Annotated in this window: 18 protein-coding genes; 6 read left to right on the forward strand and 12 right to left on the reverse strand. The window is 47.6% G+C overall.

Going from position 1 to position 16,991, the window contains the following annotated elements; all coding sequences use genetic code 11:
- Both B5E62_RS04955 and B5E62_RS04960 read left to right on the forward strand, forming a co-directional pair.
- Entirely contained in the window at positions 1-264 is a 264-nt protein-coding gene (locus tag B5E62_RS04955; protein WP_087173525.1) for a hypothetical protein, read from the forward strand.
- 179 nt (positions 265-443) lie between these two features.
- Positions 444-1,058, forward strand: a complete 615-nt coding sequence (locus B5E62_RS04960; protein WP_242957715.1) for a winged helix-turn-helix domain-containing protein — start codon at positions 444-446, stop codon at positions 1,056-1,058.
- A gap of 69 nt (positions 1,059-1,127) precedes the next feature.
- Here the strand turns inward: B5E62_RS04960 and B5E62_RS04965 are convergent, their stop codons facing one another.
- The 3 genes from B5E62_RS04965 to B5E62_RS17225 all read right to left on the reverse strand — a co-directional run bounded on the left by B5E62_RS04965 (position 1,128) and on the right by B5E62_RS17225 (position 2,302).
- Positions 1,128-1,460: a hypothetical protein gene (locus B5E62_RS04965; protein ID WP_087173526.1), complete on the reverse strand. Its 333-nt coding sequence runs from the start codon at positions 1,458-1,460 to the stop codon at positions 1,128-1,130.
- Positions 1,461-1,475: 15 nt separating this feature from the next.
- The gene (locus tag B5E62_RS04970) at positions 1,476-1,883 is read right to left on the reverse strand and encodes a helix-turn-helix domain-containing protein (protein ID WP_087173527.1); all 408 of its coding nucleotides are present in this window, start codon (positions 1,881-1,883) and stop codon (positions 1,476-1,478) included.
- 167 nt (positions 1,884-2,050) lie between these two features.
- Entirely contained in the window at positions 2,051-2,302 is a 252-nt protein-coding gene (locus B5E62_RS17225) for an antirestriction protein ArdA (protein WP_334293344.1), read from the reverse strand.
- On the opposite strand from B5E62_RS17225, the gene B5E62_RS17630 reads away from it, so the two are divergent.
- The 4 genes from B5E62_RS17630 to B5E62_RS04995 all read left to right on the forward strand — a co-directional run bounded on the left by B5E62_RS17630 (position 2,280) and on the right by B5E62_RS04995 (position 5,750).
- Complete coding sequence (locus B5E62_RS17630) at positions 2,280-2,393, forward strand: winged helix-turn-helix domain-containing protein (protein WP_242957716.1); 114 nt, start codon at positions 2,280-2,282, stop codon at positions 2,391-2,393. The two genes, B5E62_RS17225 and B5E62_RS17630, sit on opposite strands and share 23 nt — an antisense overlap.
- Before the next feature lie 462 nt (positions 2,394-2,855).
- The gene (locus tag B5E62_RS04985; RefSeq protein ID WP_087173530.1) at positions 2,856-4,388 is read left to right on the forward strand and encodes an ABC-F family ATP-binding cassette domain-containing protein; all 1,533 of its coding nucleotides are present in this window, start codon (positions 2,856-2,858) and stop codon (positions 4,386-4,388) included.
- Between the two features lie 37 nt (positions 4,389-4,425).
- Positions 4,426-4,842, forward strand: a complete 417-nt coding sequence (locus B5E62_RS04990) for a winged helix-turn-helix domain-containing protein (protein WP_087173531.1) — start codon at positions 4,426-4,428, stop codon at positions 4,840-4,842.
- An 89-nt stretch (positions 4,843-4,931) separates the two neighbouring features.
- Positions 4,932-5,750 carry a hypothetical protein gene (locus tag B5E62_RS04995; protein WP_087173532.1) on the forward strand — a complete coding sequence of 273 codons (819 nt, stop codon included), beginning with the start codon at positions 4,932-4,934 and terminating at the stop codon, positions 5,748-5,750.
- A gap of 77 nt (positions 5,751-5,827) precedes the next feature.
- Here the strand turns inward: B5E62_RS04995 and B5E62_RS05000 are convergent, their stop codons facing one another.
- The 9 genes from B5E62_RS05000 to B5E62_RS05040 all read right to left on the reverse strand — a co-directional run bounded on the left by B5E62_RS05000 (position 5,828) and on the right by B5E62_RS05040 (position 16,986).
- Positions 5,828-6,265, reverse strand: coding sequence for a hypothetical protein (locus B5E62_RS05000; RefSeq protein ID WP_087173533.1), 438 nt, complete (start codon positions 6,263-6,265; stop codon positions 5,828-5,830).
- Between the two features lie 19 nt (positions 6,266-6,284).
- A complete protein-coding gene (locus tag B5E62_RS05005; protein WP_087173534.1) occupies positions 6,285-6,968 on the reverse strand; it encodes a hypothetical protein in 684 nt (227 codons plus the stop codon).
- A gap of 23 nt (positions 6,969-6,991) precedes the next feature.
- Entirely contained in the window at positions 6,992-7,573 is a 582-nt protein-coding gene (locus tag B5E62_RS05010) for a sigma-70 family RNA polymerase sigma factor (RefSeq protein WP_087173535.1), read from the reverse strand.
- 15 nt (positions 7,574-7,588) lie between these two features.
- A complete protein-coding gene (locus tag B5E62_RS05015) occupies positions 7,589-7,996 on the reverse strand; it encodes a DUF3268 family zinc-finger domain-containing protein (protein WP_087173536.1) in 408 nt (135 codons plus the stop codon).
- A gap of 163 nt (positions 7,997-8,159) precedes the next feature.
- Entirely contained in the window at positions 8,160-8,438 is a 279-nt protein-coding gene (locus B5E62_RS05020; protein ID WP_087173537.1) for a hypothetical protein, read from the reverse strand.
- Between the two features lie 62 nt (positions 8,439-8,500).
- On the reverse strand, positions 8,501-8,863 hold the full coding sequence (locus B5E62_RS05025) for a hypothetical protein (RefSeq protein ID WP_087173538.1): 363 nt from the start codon (positions 8,861-8,863) through the stop codon (positions 8,501-8,503).
- 71 nt (positions 8,864-8,934) lie between these two features.
- A complete protein-coding gene (locus tag B5E62_RS05030; protein WP_143468804.1) occupies positions 8,935-12,951 on the reverse strand; it encodes a VaFE repeat-containing surface-anchored protein in 4,017 nt (1,338 codons plus the stop codon).
- 94 nt (positions 12,952-13,045) lie between these two features.
- Complete coding sequence (locus B5E62_RS05035; protein WP_087173540.1) at positions 13,046-16,345, reverse strand: VirB4 family type IV secretion system protein; 3,300 nt, start codon at positions 16,343-16,345, stop codon at positions 13,046-13,048.
- Entirely contained in the window at positions 16,342-16,986 is a 645-nt protein-coding gene (locus B5E62_RS05040) for a DUF5038 domain-containing protein (protein WP_162610258.1), read from the reverse strand. The genes B5E62_RS05035 and B5E62_RS05040 overlap by 4 nt, the downstream gene beginning before the upstream one ends.
- Between the last annotated feature and the right edge of the window lie 5 nt (positions 16,987-16,991).

Here is a 16,991-nt window from a genome sequence, read left to right on the forward strand (position 1 = left end):
ATGGGAAACATTATAGGAATTGTCTGCTGTCCTATGACAGCAAAAAACATATTAAAACAAATGTCAATGCCACAAGATACATTTATCGTATCATCAGAAACAACTCTACTACACCGAACGATAACTCCTTATGAACACATGGCGACATGGGCCAAAGAACTTTCTTCTAAACTTGCTCCCGACGATCATCGGGGTCTAATTGAAACGGTAGGTTTAGAAGATAAAATAGATTTGCCTGTCAGCCAAATGTCACTTGTAGAATAGAAAAAGCTGCTTTTACTGAAAGCTATGCTATCATGTTCCCACAATTTGATTTTGCATAATTTCTTTGATAATCTGACCGTTTCGGAAGCAAATACTATACAGCCGTTATTGGTTGAGGTATCTACATACGCAACCATTTTCCTAATTGGTACGCAGGATACTGGTTTTGCCCTTTGCGATTGGATAATCTGACTTTGAGCAGTAATAAATATGACTACCTGCCGGATGACGGCAAAAGAAAAAGCCCGTCCCCGGCAACGGGGACAAGCGGCCATGAATATGCACTATACCCTGTAATCCAACTGCATATTGCTTCGGCTTTCGCCCGGCAGGTCGCAGAGAGTGATAAGTATTACGAGAGATTGAAATGTGGTAGTATAATGGATAAAGTTGAGATTATTCTCCGGACTACAACCTCGTCTGGAAAAGTAACAGAACAACTATTAACAGAATTTAATATTCGACAGCCTGCGTCCGAAGCAGGAATTATTCTTCAGTTTTCTGGCCTTTCTATTGATCCGATTCAATATCAGATTTCCTATCAGGGGAAATTGCTGCAGATGACAACGTATGAATTTCAGGTGTTGGCCTATCTTGCCTATGATCCGGGAAAAGTGTTCACGAAAGAGCAGATTTATCAGAATGTCTGGAAACAAGAGCCAGCGGATACGGATAATGCGGTGTGTTGCATCATATCCAGCATCCGTAGGAAGCTGCGGAAGGTTACAGCAAAAGAATACATCCAGACGGTGTGGGGAACTGGATACAAGTTTGTAGATATCCCAGGGGAGTGATCCCCTGGGATATTTGCGAGAAATGTATATGAATAATAATTTGACAAAAAATATCGCTTTTTACTTGTTTTATAACACCATTTGGCAGATAAGTATGCCAATCGTTCCCAGACAAATAAAGGAAAGCCCAATACCTGTTGCCTTTTTCTTTTTGGAAATTTCCAACTTGTCTTTTTCTGTAATATTGACAACAGGGCAATTTCTTCTTCTAATCAGATATACCAGCAGTCCGTTACCAGTGTTGTTTCCTAATGTTGTGAACAATCCCCAGAAACGGGGGTGCTTTATCCCTCTTGTCTTTGCGTCAATTACAACAAGACTATAAAGTTGGTATAGAAAGGAAACAACTCCCACAACTATGATAGCTCCAAACATAACAGATACAATAGTATGCCATTCCATAATCAATAGTCCTCCTTAAATTTTTTGAATGATTTGATACAGCAACGCAGACGCACTGATAACCATTAAGCAGAAAATACCGACAAGGTAAATTCGATTGTTTGGGATAAACATACTCAAAGTTATCACAACTGCAACAAGTACGATATTGATAAGGATTGCCCCTATCAATTTTTGATTACTCTTTACAACATTTGTACTTTCTTCCAGATGTTTCATCATTTTTTCATCTCCTTTCAGCAAATCGTCCAGACTTATGGAATATAAGTTACTTAATCCAATGACGCTGATAATATCTGGATAAGATTTTTCATTCTCCCAATTTGAAATGGTTTGACGGGACACATTGAGTTCTTCTGCTACCTTTTCCTGTGTCAGACCGGAATGTAATCTAGCGTCTTTTAATTTCTTTCCTATTTCCATATTTGCGATTGCTCCTTTCAGTGCCTATTATCCATATTCAAAGTACAATGTCTATCAAAAAACTTTTTAAAAGGCGATTTTTTCTTGTAAAAATTCTTTGACATACCATTATTACGGCGTTTCGAGGTTCATTATAGCGTTGCTTGAACGTGTAAGCAACGAAATTTTTACCGCTTGTAAATCTCTTTGGATAGAGGACAGCCTGCTTCTGACTGCCCCATAAAATACAAAAAGCTGTCAGTAGCGACCTTGCCTGTCGCTGATCTGCCAGCTCTAATATGGTATCTCGCATATCCCTCGGCTTGTTTCAATGAACGTCTCTCTATGGACAAGTCCCTGCCATATGCTTCATAGTCGATATAGTTTTGCAATGGTAGCGGTAATCTCGTTATTGCGGTGTTCTGTATCATATCTAGCATCCGCAGGAAACTGCGGAAGGTTACAAAGAAAGAATACATCCAGACGGTGTGGGGAGCTGGATACAAATTTGTGGATGTCCCAGGGGAGTGATCCCCTGGGGGTTTCATATATGATTTATGGATTGCTCTAATGTCGGAAAGTAATATTCATAAGTCTGTAGATAGTTAAAGTTAGAGATTGACAAAAAATGTTCCTCATAGTATTATTTGGAACTGAGATGACACCTCTTGAGAAGGAGATAAACCATGAATTTTCATTTGACTGATCGGAGAAAAAAGAAAATCAACTCTGTACAATCCATTCCGATGAAACATTGTACAGAGTATAGCGTATAAATAACGCAGTTAGATTTCATCGGAAAGCCAAGGGAATACTATATCCATTTTTAGAAATTGGCTTTCCGTGTAGCTATGATGTGTATAAGGCTATAGGCAATGTTTTGTCTGTAGCCTTTTGTTATTTTGGATTACCATATTAAAGGCAGAAGGCGGATACCATTTGTATCATGACTTTCTGCCTTTTTATTTTTTTATGTAGAAAGGAATCAAAGAAATGAGTTTATTAGAAGTTGAAGGATTATCACATTCTTTTGGAGAAAATACGCTTTATAGAAATGCCAGTTTTACATTGAATAAAGGAGAACACATTGGTATTGTTGGACAGAACGGGACAGGGAAAAGCACTTTAATTAAAATCTGTACAGAAAAGATTATACCTGATCATGGACGGATTATCTGGCAGCCGGATATTACGATTGGGTACTTAGACCAATACGCAGAAATCGACCGTACAGTGACGATGAAAGATTTTTTGAAATCAGCGTTTGCAAAGTTGTTTGAGATGGAGGCGCAGACGATACAGTTATATGAAAAGGCTGCTGAGGGAGATTTAAGAAGCATGGAGCTTGCCGCTCGTTATCAGGAGCAGCTTGAAACACATGACTTTTATTCTATTGATACTACGATAGAACGTGTCGCAAATGGATTAGGGTTGCTTGCCATTGGTCTTGAACGATCCATTGCGGAAATGAGTGGAGGCCAACGAGCCAAGGTGATTTTAGCAAAGTTATTACTTGAAAAACCAGATGTATTATTATTAGATGAGCCGACTAACTTTTTAGATAAAGAGCATATATCATGGCTGGCAGAATATCTATCTAATTTAGAAAACGCTTTTTTAGTTGTTTCCCATGATTTTAGCTTTCTGGATAAGGTAGCGAACCGCATTTGTGATATAGACAACAATGCGATTACGAAATACTATGGCACATATTCTGAATTTTTGCGGAAGAAAACCTTGCTTCGGGAAGATTATGTAAGACAATATGCGGCCCAGCAAAAGAAAATTAAAAAGACAGAAGAATTTATACGAAAGAATATAGCGGGAAGAAAAGCAAAAATGGCAAGGGGACGGCAAAAGCAGCTCGATCGTATGGAGAAACTGGAGGCGATAGATCAAAAAGAGATTATCCCCTATTTCCATTTTCCTGTTTTGCCCTTGACGAATACGGAACATCTTCTTGTGAAGCATTTGGCGGTTGGCTATCATTATCCTGTATTGTCAGATATAGAATTTAGTATTATGGGAGGGCAAAAAGTTGTTATTACAGGATTCAATGGAATTGGAAAATCAACCTTGTTAAAAACCTTAATCGGGAAAATCCCGTTAATGCAAGGGGAGTTTAAATTCTCCGATCAGGTTACGATTGGATATTTTGAACAGGATTTATTATGGGATGAACCAGAAAAGACACCAATACAAATTGTTTCCAATGCTCATCCCGATATGGTAATCAAAGATGTCCGTAAACAGTTAGCACGTTGTGGAATATCAAGCAAACACGCAATGCAGCCTGTTGAAACATTAAGTGGAGGAGAACAGGCAAAAGTAAAAATGTGCCTGCTGACTTTAACACCTTGTAATTTTCTAATTTTGGATGAACCTACAAATCATCTGGATGTACAAGCAAAGGAAGCATTGAAAACAGCACTTATGGATTTTGCTGGAACTGTATTAATTGTATCACATGAGGAAGATTTTTACCGCGACTGGACTCAGAAAGTAATTAACGTTGAAAGAAATTAATTCATAAATATGATAATAATTGGCAGGTGGCAGAGCGATGGAGCAGATCGAAATCATCCTACGTATTACGGAATCATCTGGAAAAGTAACAGAACGGCTTCTGGCAGAATTTGATGCCATACAAACTGTAAAAGAGAAGAAGGAAGTGATTAACTATTCCGGACTTTGTATTGATCCGATCCAACATCAGGTTTCTTACGAGGGGAGCGCTCTTCCTCTTACAGAGACTTATGAATTTCAGACACTTGTTTATCTTGCCAGTCAGCCAGGGAGAGTCTTCACGAAAGAGCAGATCTACCAGGCAGTCTGGAAGGAAGAGCCGGTGGATGTAAGCAGTGCGGTGTTCTGTATCATCGGGAATATCCGCCAAAAGCTGAGAAAGGTTACAAAGAAAGAATATATCCAGACCGTGTGGGGAGTCGGATACAAGTTTGTAGATGTCCCAGGGGAGTGAGCCCCTGGGATTTTCTAATAGTATAGTAATTAGGGTGTATTTTTGATATTATGAATAGCAAAGGATTACAATTTGAGGAGATATTGCGTATGCAGATATTTTATGGAGAGAAAGATATAGATTATAACAACCCAAATGGATATGCTTTTCTTAACTGGCGTTTCGATGATTCTATGGGAGGTAATAATAAAGAAAATCCATTTCAAGGAATTAGTGATAATTTTGAAATGGGGAAAGCATACATGGCAAATGCCATCATAGCCTTATATTCTATTATATATAGCCATAACCCTCAAAATATGGCAGATACAATGGTGTTCCCTGTTTTATTTAGTGTGTGGCATGGAGTGGAATTATGGCTGAAAAGTAGTATCTATGCGATAAGTTTGATAACTAATACGGAGACTAAAATGAAGCAAAATCATAATATTAAGGATTATTTAGATGCATTACGAGAAAGATTAAGCGAATTAAATATGAATTCTACAGAAAAAATGGCATTATCAGAAGTGGTAGAATTAGTTGAAGAGTTCAAACGTGTAGATGCTCATTTTGATTTTGCAAGATATTCATTTGATAGAAAAGGAAATTATCAATTTTATAATGCTCCTGTTGGAGATGACAAACAATGGCAAAAGGGGTTAGCGACTGATATACAAGTGGTGCCAAATACGTGTATTAAACTGGAGTCATTATTTAATTTGATTTTAGGGATTACAGATCATTTTCGAGATTTTGTGGAATATTTAATATTGGTTATTACAGAAGGTGGAAAATTGTCAGATGATTATTATGAGGCACACATAAAATTTTGCAAGAATTTTGAAAAAAAGTTAGATGATAAGATTGAGGATGAACCCGATCCTCTGAGACACATTATACGAGCAATTAATTTATACATCTTGTGAAAAGATAAGAGACGATTTCGTTTCTGACGAGAAAGTGTCCTGTACACCTGATTGATTCCAGTTGTACAGGACATTTTTTATTCTTCTGCAGATACTTCCGTCAGTTCTTCGTAACCGATCAGCGCTGGCGTGGACGGCAGGTCCCCGGCTGTATTCTCCAGATAGCCTTCCTTTTTAAAATAGAACCGGTAGTAGTGGCCAACTAAAAGCCGGGTCTGCTTCTCCAGCCGGAAGCGGTATTCCTTCCCTTCCGCAGTGCGTATCAGGATCTTCTGGCTTCTGGTGAGGGGAGATTTTTCCCGCTTCAGGCAGACGCCCTCTAGGATGAGATACGCTTCTTTTTGGATGGCATGGTACAAAAGCAGAAAGCGGATGATGCAGCATACCCCCAGGAGAAGGCTCATGGTGAGAAGGATGGTATCTTTCTGTGTCAGGGCATAGACGCATCCAAACAGGACACAAAAAAGGCCGACTGCGCAGATGGCAGCCAGCCGGGTAAATAACGGTTTTGGCATAAGGGATCTCCTTTCGGATCTATATTTTTTGGAACAGGATCTGCTGGTTTAAATACAGGCTGCTGACTGCCTGCAGAATAGGATACTGGGTGTGTGTGATCTGTACCGTATCTGTAAGAGTGCTGCAGGTATCCTCTGGCGCTGTATAGAGTTTATCCAGGATATCCTCTTCCTTCTGAATCAAGATGCCCCGCTCTATACTAAGCAATAGTTCTACTGTGGACAGCGGTGCCTTTCCTGCCAGTTTAAGGACTTTCTGTTCAGTAGGCGTGCATTTTGCTTTGCGAAGAAGCTCAGGGAAGTCTTTCAGACGTACCTTTTTGTGAAGGTAGAGCAGCAATGCACTTCCAAGACGTGGAAGGAACCGGTCTTCTATGGGGGTGATGGTCAGCGTCCCAATGAGACGGTACAGGGCATCCACTGCGCTGACTCCCATCCCTTTTACTAAAAGTCCCCGCAGGAGCAGCCGGTTCAGATAGTGGGATAGAGGCATGGAGATGCACTGCCCAGAGTCCGCACAGGTCTTTTCTACAAACTGTTCCAATTCAGGGTAAGTGAGAATCTGGAACGCCAGACTGCTCCATACGAGGATTTCATCTTTGGACATCCCGTATTCTTTCTGGTTGTTGATGATATAGGGAACCGGCTTCCCGTTTGTTCGTTCAAATTTCAAAATACCGACAGCAGTATAGAGCGTAAGCATAGTAAGTTCCTCCTCATATTATTTCAGGATAATAGGGCATAAAGTGTGGCGTCCTGGGCTAAGAATCTGCGGGCCTTGCTCTGCCATGCCCGGATGTGGTTGGCAGGCACCCGGTAATGGGTGGACAATTCCTTGCTCGAATAGCCTTCAAGCTGGTAGCAGATGGCTTCGATGCCTTTCTGGATGGTGCTGCACTGGGTAGCTTTTAGTGTCTCCAGATAAGCGCCTGCCTCCGTAGCCTTTAAGGAATGGAGGAAGCTCTCCGGAAGTGTCTGCTCTTCAGGCGAATACCAGCCGGGTTCCACGCTTGATGGTTCCGGTTGATCTTCCAGCAGGGAGCAGAGGTGTTTTTTTTCCCGGATATCACGCCGCCAGAAATCATAAATGGCATTGCAGATCGCAGCATGGGCATACGGGGAAAAGGAATAGCCCTCCTTGCAGGATACGGCTGCCCGGCACAGTGCGAGGTATCCGACCTGGCATAGTTCCTGCCACTGGTCATTGCACAGTGGAAATCTTTTTGTCAACACAGCTACCATCCTTGGAACCAGGTCCATGTGTTCCTCTGCCAACTGTTTTTGATTGGGTGTCATAGGTGTGGTCATCGTTTTCCCCTCCTTTCAGCCTGCCGCCTGAAGGCAGTAGTTTGCCAGGAGTTTCCGGGATTCCAGGATTACCTGGTCACACATATAACTTCCAAATTGTCCGATATGTGCCTGCTCATCGGAGAGGCAGAACTTGTCCGCCATCCAGCGGTAAGCATCTGCCCGGCTTAAAATTCCCCGCTGCCAGATCTGGTCGAACACATGATGAGCCAGCATCCGCTTTTTCCGGAGTGCCGGATCCGCCAGCGTGCCTTTGGGAATCCGTGTGCCAGGGTGGACGCCCACATAGGCATTACATGTGGGATAGTCGCTGCAAACATAAACCTTGCCGCCATAGGAGCGGTCGCCATAGACGAAGGAAGCGTCCCGTAGGATAGCAGTGCTGCCACAGTAGGGGCATCGGATAGATTTTTTCTGTTTCATAGTCTGTTCACCTCGATTTCATGCGTATGGTATAAGTACAACATACGTTTATCGTTTTCTACGTATTGCTTACTTATAGTGTAAGGATAAAGGTGACAGATGCCCATAGGATGAACGCCGAAACTGGTCCCAGATTCGGACCAAATGGCATGTTTCACCATTTTTACGGCAGGTCAGAGTAAAAGATGGCCTTGATCAGCGGAAACAGACCGCTGTCCGTAAACCTTCCGTAATTGACTGGCGTGAAGATGAAACCGGCGCAGAAGATACGCACCAGGAACAGGATCACCAGCACCTTGCAGACCAGGTACAGCTGCAGGGCGCGGGGCGTCCAGGTCTTGGCAGTACGGAACTTCCGGTACAGGATGTAGAGGATCGGGAGAAAGATCAGGGTGGTAAATGCCTTGTCAATCCAGACAATAGCTGTGATCAGGTGACTCATAACAAGTTCCTCCTTTCATTTTCTTATTAATTCTATACGTTGAAGCTCCGTAAAACGCAACTTTACCAGTCATAACAGGCCGCCTCCTGGAGACGCAGCAGCGCTTCCGGCAGGCAGGGACTGTCAAGAACCTTTTCTTTTTCTAGGAAAGGGCGGTACAGGGAGGAAAACTGTTCTTTCGTCATCGCACCGGCGCACTCTGTAGGCTCTGGCAGTCGGGCGAAAAGCAGCCGGGCATCCTTCATGGAAAGGACGCAGGGCTTCCCCTCCGTATCCGGATGGTATAAGAAGTCGGATTGCCGGCAGTATCCGGGAGTCTGGCAGGAGGCGCAGCGTACATATACGCACTGATGCCAATTCCCTTCACAGCAGTCCAGGAAACGCCGGATGTGTTTGGCATCTGCCATGCAGTGGATTCGTTCCATATCTGTCACCTTCCATAGAGGCAGGCGGCTCCCTGGTCTGGGAAACCGCCTGTCAAAAACAGAGTTGTCAGTTACTGGTTGTCCTGGTGTTTCCGCTTGCGCAGATACAGGATAGTCAGCGCTCCGGCAAGGACAAGAGCGCCTGCCCCGATGCCGAGGTAAAGAAGGATGGGGGCGTCATCCCCGGTCTTGACCGGATTCGATACGGAAGGGGTCTCCTTCGGCTCTTCCGGCACTTCCGGAGGATTTTCACTTAGATGTACGGTCTGACCCTCATCGTCGATCTCCCGGTGAGAGCAGATCTCATGGGGTGTCCCGTCCTCCGCCACATAGTAGAGGGTTTCAAAAACAACCAGGGATTTCCCGGCAAGGGAGCTGCCATCCAGCGTAAAGAGGACATCCACAGATCCGCTTCGCTCCTCCGGGGTAAAGGTGGTTTCCGCTGTGACCGGATTGCCGTCAAGCAGCAGTTCCTCCCCGGTCTCCTGATCCATCAGCACGCCTTTTACGAGATAGGATGCTCCGGGGATCAGGTTTTCATAGGAAACGGTATCTTTGATGGTCACTTCGCTGTCTGCGAGGATCTCCTGGTCCCCGTCCTCCCCATCTGTGGCAGAGGTGCCGATCTGCGGGAAATAAATGCTTTGGGGGTCAGAGGAGATGTCTCTGTGGGAGGCAACCACCTGGTCTTTGTAAAGGATCTCTTCAAAGACGATCAGTGTTTTCCCGGCCAGGGATTCGGCGTTGAGCGAAAAGGTCAGCTCTGTCGTGCCGGAAGACTCCTCTGGGGTAAATTCCGCTTCTGCGGTAACCGGCTTATCATCAATGAGCAGCTCTTCGCCGGTTTCCTGATCCATCAGGGTTCCCCGGATGGTAAAGGTTTCCCCGGCAATAAGGTTGGTATATTCGGCTGTATCCGTAATGGATGCTTCCGTTTTCGCAAGACCGGTCTGGTTCCCAAGTTCCGGATTTCTTGCAGTAGTGCTGACAGAAGGCAGGACCAGGGTCTGTTCCGGTGAATCGAGATCCTTGTGGGAAGCGATTTCTTCCTCCCCGTAATACAGGGACTCAAAGACAACCAGTGTCTTGCCTGCCGCCTCTGTAGCGTTGAAGGTAAATTCCACGTCCACGGTTCCTTCTGATTTCTCCGGTGTGAAGGTGAGTTCAGAGGTCACGGTTTCTCCATCTATCTCAAGCGCTTCCCCGGTTTCTTTGTCCATCAGGATTCCCTTCAGGGTAAGCTCTTCTCCGACGGGTACGTTGGAATAGGATACGGTATCAATGAGCGTTACCTCTTCATCTGCATGAGCAATCTGAAGACCGGTTTCGGAATCTTTCACCTGAGTACCGATCTCCGGAAAGAAGATGGACTGGTTCTGATCTTCAATATCGGCGTGGACCGCCATTTTCAGGTCATCGTGCCACAGTTCCTCGAAGCAGACAACAGTAGTTCCGCCCAGGCCCGTAGCGTCAAAGATAAACTCTACTTCCACGCTGCCGGTAGACTTTTTAGCCGTAAAGGTCGTCTCTGCTGTGACCGGTTTCCCGTCGATCTCAAAAGGTTCCCCAGTTTCTTTGTTCATGAGCGTGCCGACCACCCGGTATTCCACGCCTTTTTTCAGCCCTTCATACTCTACGGTGTCCACAATCGTTACCTTCTCATCGGGTTTTGCCATGTGGGAGCCGCTTTCCTTATCCAGTGCTGTTGTCTCGATCTCCACTTTGTCATTGGTCAGTGTGCCAAGGTCAATGGTTACGGCATTTTTATAGACTTCCACATCAAAAGAGAGAAGATTTCGGCCCTCATTGGCTTCGCAGCGCTGCTCCTCAATGGTATAGGTGTCATAGATCAGCGCTCCTTTGGAGTCATCCGGCTTTGAAGTTCCAAACCAGATGCCGTCTTCCGCCGTCTCGCCCCGGTTGGTGTTGGAGGTATGTTTGTTCCATTCAGCAGAGGTGCTGGCATAACCGTTTTGATCGGTTACAATGGTATGGCTTTCCCCGGTTGTCTTTGAGGTTATGGAAAAGGGGACGCCTGCGAGCCGGGACAGATCCCCGTCACTGACCTTCACAAGCTCAAGGTCGCCACGGATGACCTGGTTTTCAATGGAAGAACCGGTTTCGGTCAGTTCCACGATCTTGCCGTTTTCGGTGATGTCAAATTCCAGGGAGAGGCGGCCTTCGTTTAAGTAGCCTTCCGGCGCTTTTGTCTCATCCATCCGGTAATGGCCGTAAGGCAGGGCATCTTTCGCAGTGGCAGCCAGCCCCTTCTTATCGGTCACAAGGGTCAGAACCACATCCCCGTTTTCGTAGGTTTCCCCGTCTACGAGGACCGGGTTGGCATTTAAGCTGGTAATAGTAAATTCTGCGCCTTCTAAGGTGGCACCGCCCTGAGCGGCAGCTTCCCCGGTTTCGATATCACGCTTCTGGACTTTCACGCCGCCCCGGATGATTTGGTTCGAGATGGAGCTGTCATCTCCGGTCAGGTCCACTATTTCCCCATTTTTGGAGATGGTAAACTCGGCAGAGAGAGTGCCTTCCCCTAAATAACCGGTGGGAGGCGTCACTTCGTCTACCCGGTAACTGCCATAAGGCAGGGCGTCTGCAGCAGTGGAAGCAAGTCCGGAGGCGTCGGTCTTGATGGTCAGGACGACTTCCTCCTTCTGGTAGGTCTTCCCATCCACGACCACCGGATTCTCGTTTAGAGAAGTGATAGCAAATGCAGCGCCTTCCAGTGTAGCTCCGCCCTGGGGTGTCGTGCCGCCGGTCTCCAGGTCCCGTTTCTGGATTTTTACGCCGCCCCGGATGACTGCATCCGGTACATCCGGCGCCTGGTAAGCGGAGACAGTTTCGGCCGTACCGCTGCTGGAGATTGGCAGAACAAATACCGTATCGTTGAGCTGGTAGCCCTCCGGCGCTTTGGTCTCCTGGATGGTCACGGTGCCAAGCGGCACACACAGCGTTTTCCCATCGCTTGCGTAGTAGAACTCATCCCCGCTGACTTTGTAATCCTCCGTAAAGGAAATCTTCCCGTCTTCTCCTGTACGGAATACCCAGGAGCGCTCCGGCTCACTGCCGCCTGCAGCCGGATCCGTATCGGAGACTGCCGTGTAGAATTTGACTGTAAATTCTGCCCCTTTTAAGCTGGCGGCGCCCTGTGGGACTGCATCCTTGAGATCGGCATCCAGCTTCTGGAGTACCAGGGAGAGGGGATTATTCTGGGGGATTTCCTTGACCTCTGCTTTTGCTGTTTCATTGGAAGAAACAGTCACATCGTAAGCATTGGTATCCAGGGCGTATCCCGGAGACGGGGAAAGCTCTTTGAGCGTATAGCTGCCGACTGCAAGATCCCCGGATTTGGCATAGCCGTTTTCATCCGTGGTGAGTGTCTCCACCAGGGTATCCCCCTGATAGATGCCGTACTGGGCGCCTTTTAAGCTATAATTGCCGTTCCCGTCAGAAACGGAGCCATTTGCTGTGGACTTCTGGATCTCGATCCAGCCATAAGGTTTTTCGTACCAGCATCCGGCAACCGTCTGCCTGCTGTCAGAGGGGATGATAAAGGCCCGGAAGGAATCCGGCGGTGCGGGCAGCCCCTGGATGGCATTGGCAATCTCCACGGCTTTATCAATGTAGTTTTGAGGCGCTCCATAAAAAGCACCGCTACCGGCATCATAGCCGCTGTAAACATAGGATGACACCAGATGCCCGATCACGTAGCGGTCATTTTCAGACCAGCCGCTTAAATAGGTGCCGGCAATATCCTGCTCTTCATAGCCGTAACCGCCGGGCAGGTAGTAGAGCGCTTTGCGGAGCGCGGAGTCTTTTCCCAGCAGGTCGTACTGATAGCTGCCAGCAGGTGGTGTCTTTTTCATGGGCTGGACACAGTAGGCTGTGCCGTTATCGTCCACAGACATCTTTGTGGTAAAGTAATCCCCGTAGGAAATCAGTTCCCCGGTCTTAAAGTTTAAGGTTCCGTCCGCTGCATGGGCTGTCATGGGGCTTGTGATGGCTGTCCCCGCAAGGACGATTGCTGCCATCAGGAACGCAAAACAGCGGCGGAGGATGTGGGTTTTCATTTGTTTCATAAGTCTCCTCCTTTTCAAAAAGGTACAGGGGCGTAAGAAAAAGGGAAGCGCCTGCCCTGCATCAGACGCTTCCTTTCGGGTACATTCGGCATCCTTAACCGGCGGCTTTTTGTCTCTGCCGCTCCAGGATCTCTAAAAGCTCCTGGCGGTCTGTGGTAATCAGCTCTTTTTCCAGGGCGGATGCCTTAAATTCCACAGTGATGTTATTATTATTTGTGGAAATCAGACCATTGCCCCTCTGGAAGTGTGTAATGTTCATCACCTCCGTTTCCGAGAGGTGCAGGATCTGTTTGACACGCTGCGCCTCTTCATCTTCCATGTTGAGGATGACTTTGGTCTTGCAATTATTGATGATGCCCTTTCCGTACTTGCCGTCATCCAGGGCAAAAAAGTCATTGAGGTCCTGGGTGGCAAAGACGGCAGAACCGCCGTAGCCACGGATGATCTTTGCAATTTCCAGGACAAATTCTGCCGCCAGGCGGTTGCTGGATGCCCCGATGAGCTGCCAGACTTCATCCACGAAGATCGCTTTTTCCTCCGTCCGGTTTTCTTTTGCGATATCCCAGACATAATCCAGGGCAACAAACATCCCTACGGTCAGCAGGTCGCCAGTCAGTTCGGAGATGTCAAGGACCGTATACTTGTTGGCCAGGTCCACATTAGTCTGCTGGTTAAAGGAAGAGGCAGAGCCGTGGACCAGCCGGTTCAGGATATGGGCCAGCCGTTTGGTATCGGGGCTTTCCATGAGGACATCATAGACATCCTCCAGGACCGGCATGGGCTTGTAGCGCTCCGGATGGACCGGATCCAGGAGGGATTCATTCTTATGGGTGATCCCTTTTCTTGCATAGGTCTTAATGAGCGCCTCATCCAGAAGCTGCCGCTCCTCATGGGTCATATCCGGGATAAGCAGGCTGAAGAAGATATGCAGCTTCTGGATCTTCCCGGCGAGCGCCGAGTTGTCCATAGAAGGACCGTCCAGCAGCTCATTGACCGAGTTATCTGTTTTCCGGATCTCCATGATGTTGATGCAGTTGCGGCTGGCGGGGGAGATCTGGATGAACTCCCCGCCGATATTCTTGCAGGCACGGTAGAACTCATGGCCTTTCAGCGGGGCGATGATAAATACTTTGATATTCTTGCGCCGCATCCGGGTGGAAAAAAGCTGCATGGTGAACGTCTTGCCTGCGCCAGAGCATCCTAAGATTGCCAGGTTTGCGTTTTTATACTGGCGGGAGTCAAAGATATCGGCAATAACAAGGCTGTTATTGTGCTTGTTGACGCCAAATAAGATCCCGTTGTCATCACAGATGGAGTAGCTGACAAAGGGATAGCAGCTTGCAGCCCCGCTGGTAAGGACATTGCGCCTGGAGAGCCGGTACAGCTTCTTATCCAGGGATGCAAGGGGAAGGGAGGATAAAAAGCCTTGTTCCTGAAGGAAATAGGCGGTGCGCAGGTCCATATCCTGGGAGATCAGGAGTTTTTTCATCTCCTGTATCCTCCACTGCAGTTCTTCTAAAGTAGAAGCTGTGACAGTGATGAGAAGGCTCATATAATAGAAGTCTTCGTTATTTGCCAGCCCCTGTTTTAAGAAATAGCCGGAACGGATCGCAGAATCCAGATCGTCGTAGTCGGTGTTTGTATCGGAAGCATCCTTTAGTTTGGAGCGGTTGATCCGGATCTGCTGTCCCAGCCGCTGCTGTACCTTATCCTTTGGCTGCCGCTGGAGGTAAAAATCTACATCAATGCCTTCCCCCGCATTGACCAGAAGCGAAAGCCACCCGGGAACGACCTGGCTTTTATAGCCTGCCGACGGCACATACAGATAGGAGTGGTAGACCCCGTTGATGAGCACATAGCCGGAGTGCCTGAAATCCAGGGATTCGGGAGAGAGAAACTCGTTGATGCGGATTTCTTCCTCATCCGTCTGCTCTTTTGTATGCTGTGCCAGCACAGAGGCGATTCGTTCCGGCAAAGGATGGGATACGCAGAGGGAGCGGTTCAAAAGCGTATAGAGGACATCCGTGGAAAATTCATCCGGGTTCTCATGGTCTGTGACTTCATTGCCGCACTGGTACAGGAAGGTCTTGGCGGTCTGCGCTGTCGTCTCCAGGGATTCCAGGATTTCCCGCTCCGTGACCTTCCGGTTCATGTTGAACGGCTCATATTCAAAAATAAGGAAGAACCGCCGGGAGACTGCCTCCCTGGAACTTAAATTCCGGACAAACTTCAGGTAATCTTCCTGCAGCTCTTTGCAATGGGGATCGGTCTCAGTTTCCATTTCCTTTCTGGCTTTGTCCAGGTGCTGGTTGATGTCCGCACGTTTGGAGATCATTTTGATCTGCAGCTTGACCGGGCTGATCTTCAGATAGCTGATGAAGCTGTAGATGATCCCCAGTTGTTCCCGGCTGCTCCGGAGCAGAAAGTTAATCGGCTCCACTTCAAGGATCTTGATATACCGCCCATCTGTGGTATAGATGACGCCGTGCTCAATCTTATCAACTGGCAGATAATCCTCAATGCTCTGAAACCTGCGTTTCTTTTTCTTCCCGGAGCTGCGGGAAGGGCTTTGTTTCTTTTGTTCTGTCTGTGCCTCATCCGCGTCCGGGTGTTTCCGGGCACGGGAAGCTGCTTTCCTGGCAGCCTTTTCCTCCTGGGCCGCCAGGCGGGCTGCTTCGGCTGCACGTCGTTTTTCCAGGCGGAGCGCTTCACGGGCCTCTTTCTGTATCCTGCGGGCTTCCTTTTTAGCACATTTCTGTTCATAAGCCAGTTGGCGGATATCCTCCCTGGCCTGCTTTCGGATTCCCCGGCGTGTAGAGGTATCGTAGGTTTTCCGTTCCCGGACTTTGGGTTTTTGGCGCTGCCTGCGGTTCTTCTTTTGGGAGACACAGGAGGGATCCGCCGGGGAGGAATCTGGAACCGTATCCTTAGCCTCCCCGGAAGCCTCAAAAGGGACCGGAGATTCCGGGGGGATTTCACGGTTTAAGGCTTTCCCCTTTTTCTTTCGTTTCTTGCCCGGTTCTTTGGGCTCTTTTTTGGGTTCTCTTGTCCCCGGCTGTTTCCGGCGCTTCTTCTTTGGGTCTGGCATGACATCCATGCGGTATACTACCCGGCGGTTTTTGACAAAGCGCAGGGCGTTCATCAGGAAAGCCGTGATGCTCTCGCCGCCGATCCCGATGAGGGATATCATCGCCACCGGAAGGGCGGTCATGCACAGGATAATAATGCGTGTGGTCAGGGAAAGCGGAAGGTGGACTACCGGAACGCCGATCAGAAGCGCAAAGATGATGGCTTCAATCGCGTTACGGATATCAAACGTACCGTTTAAGATCTTCCCTTTTTCGATAAAATTTGGCGGAATAAAGGATGTCCGCTGGTCATCCGGGCTGCTCATGGCTGCACCTCCTCTCTGGTCTGTGGTTCTGCTGCAGAAGCCGTTCCCTCCTCCTGGGTACTGCTTTCGGCCGGCGCATCCGTTTCGGCCTGTGGTGTCTCCTTTTCCGGTGCGGCTACATCTGCATAGCCGCCTTCCTGGCGTTGTTCTACTTCGCTGGCGGAAACAGGCGGAAGGGTATCTACTACCGGCTTTTCATAGGTCTGCCCGGAGGCTCCCAGCACCTCCCGTTCCTCTCCAAATGAAAAAGTACCCGTCATGGTGTCGTAAAACACCGGGAGGGTACTGTCATCGGACAGGAGAAAATGCAGTTCGACCGTTATGGTATCCGGGTACGCTGTTTCGTCCGGCAGATATTCTGCAGAAGTAATATCGCTCCGCCCGGCATGGGTAAGATATACTGGAAACTGCTCCTTTAAGGATGCAGTCTGGGCAAAGGAGAAGAACTGGCTCAGTTCTTCAAAGGACAAAAAATCCATCTCTGTCAGCTCATTTTGTTTCGCTTCCTTTTCGGCAGAAACCGTTTCCTTCCCCTGCTTCGGGGGTTCCTTTCGCTCACGGAGCCTGGAAGGAAGAAAGATGCCGACTGCCAAAAGGAAGAGCATCAGGAGGATGGACAGGATCAGTTTTATTCTGCTCATAAGCA

Origin of the sequence: Lachnoclostridium sp. An118 (assembly GCF_002160985.1) — a bacterium.
Classification (GTDB): Bacteria; Bacillota; Clostridia; order Lachnospirales; family Lachnospiraceae; genus Claveliimonas; species Claveliimonas stercoravium.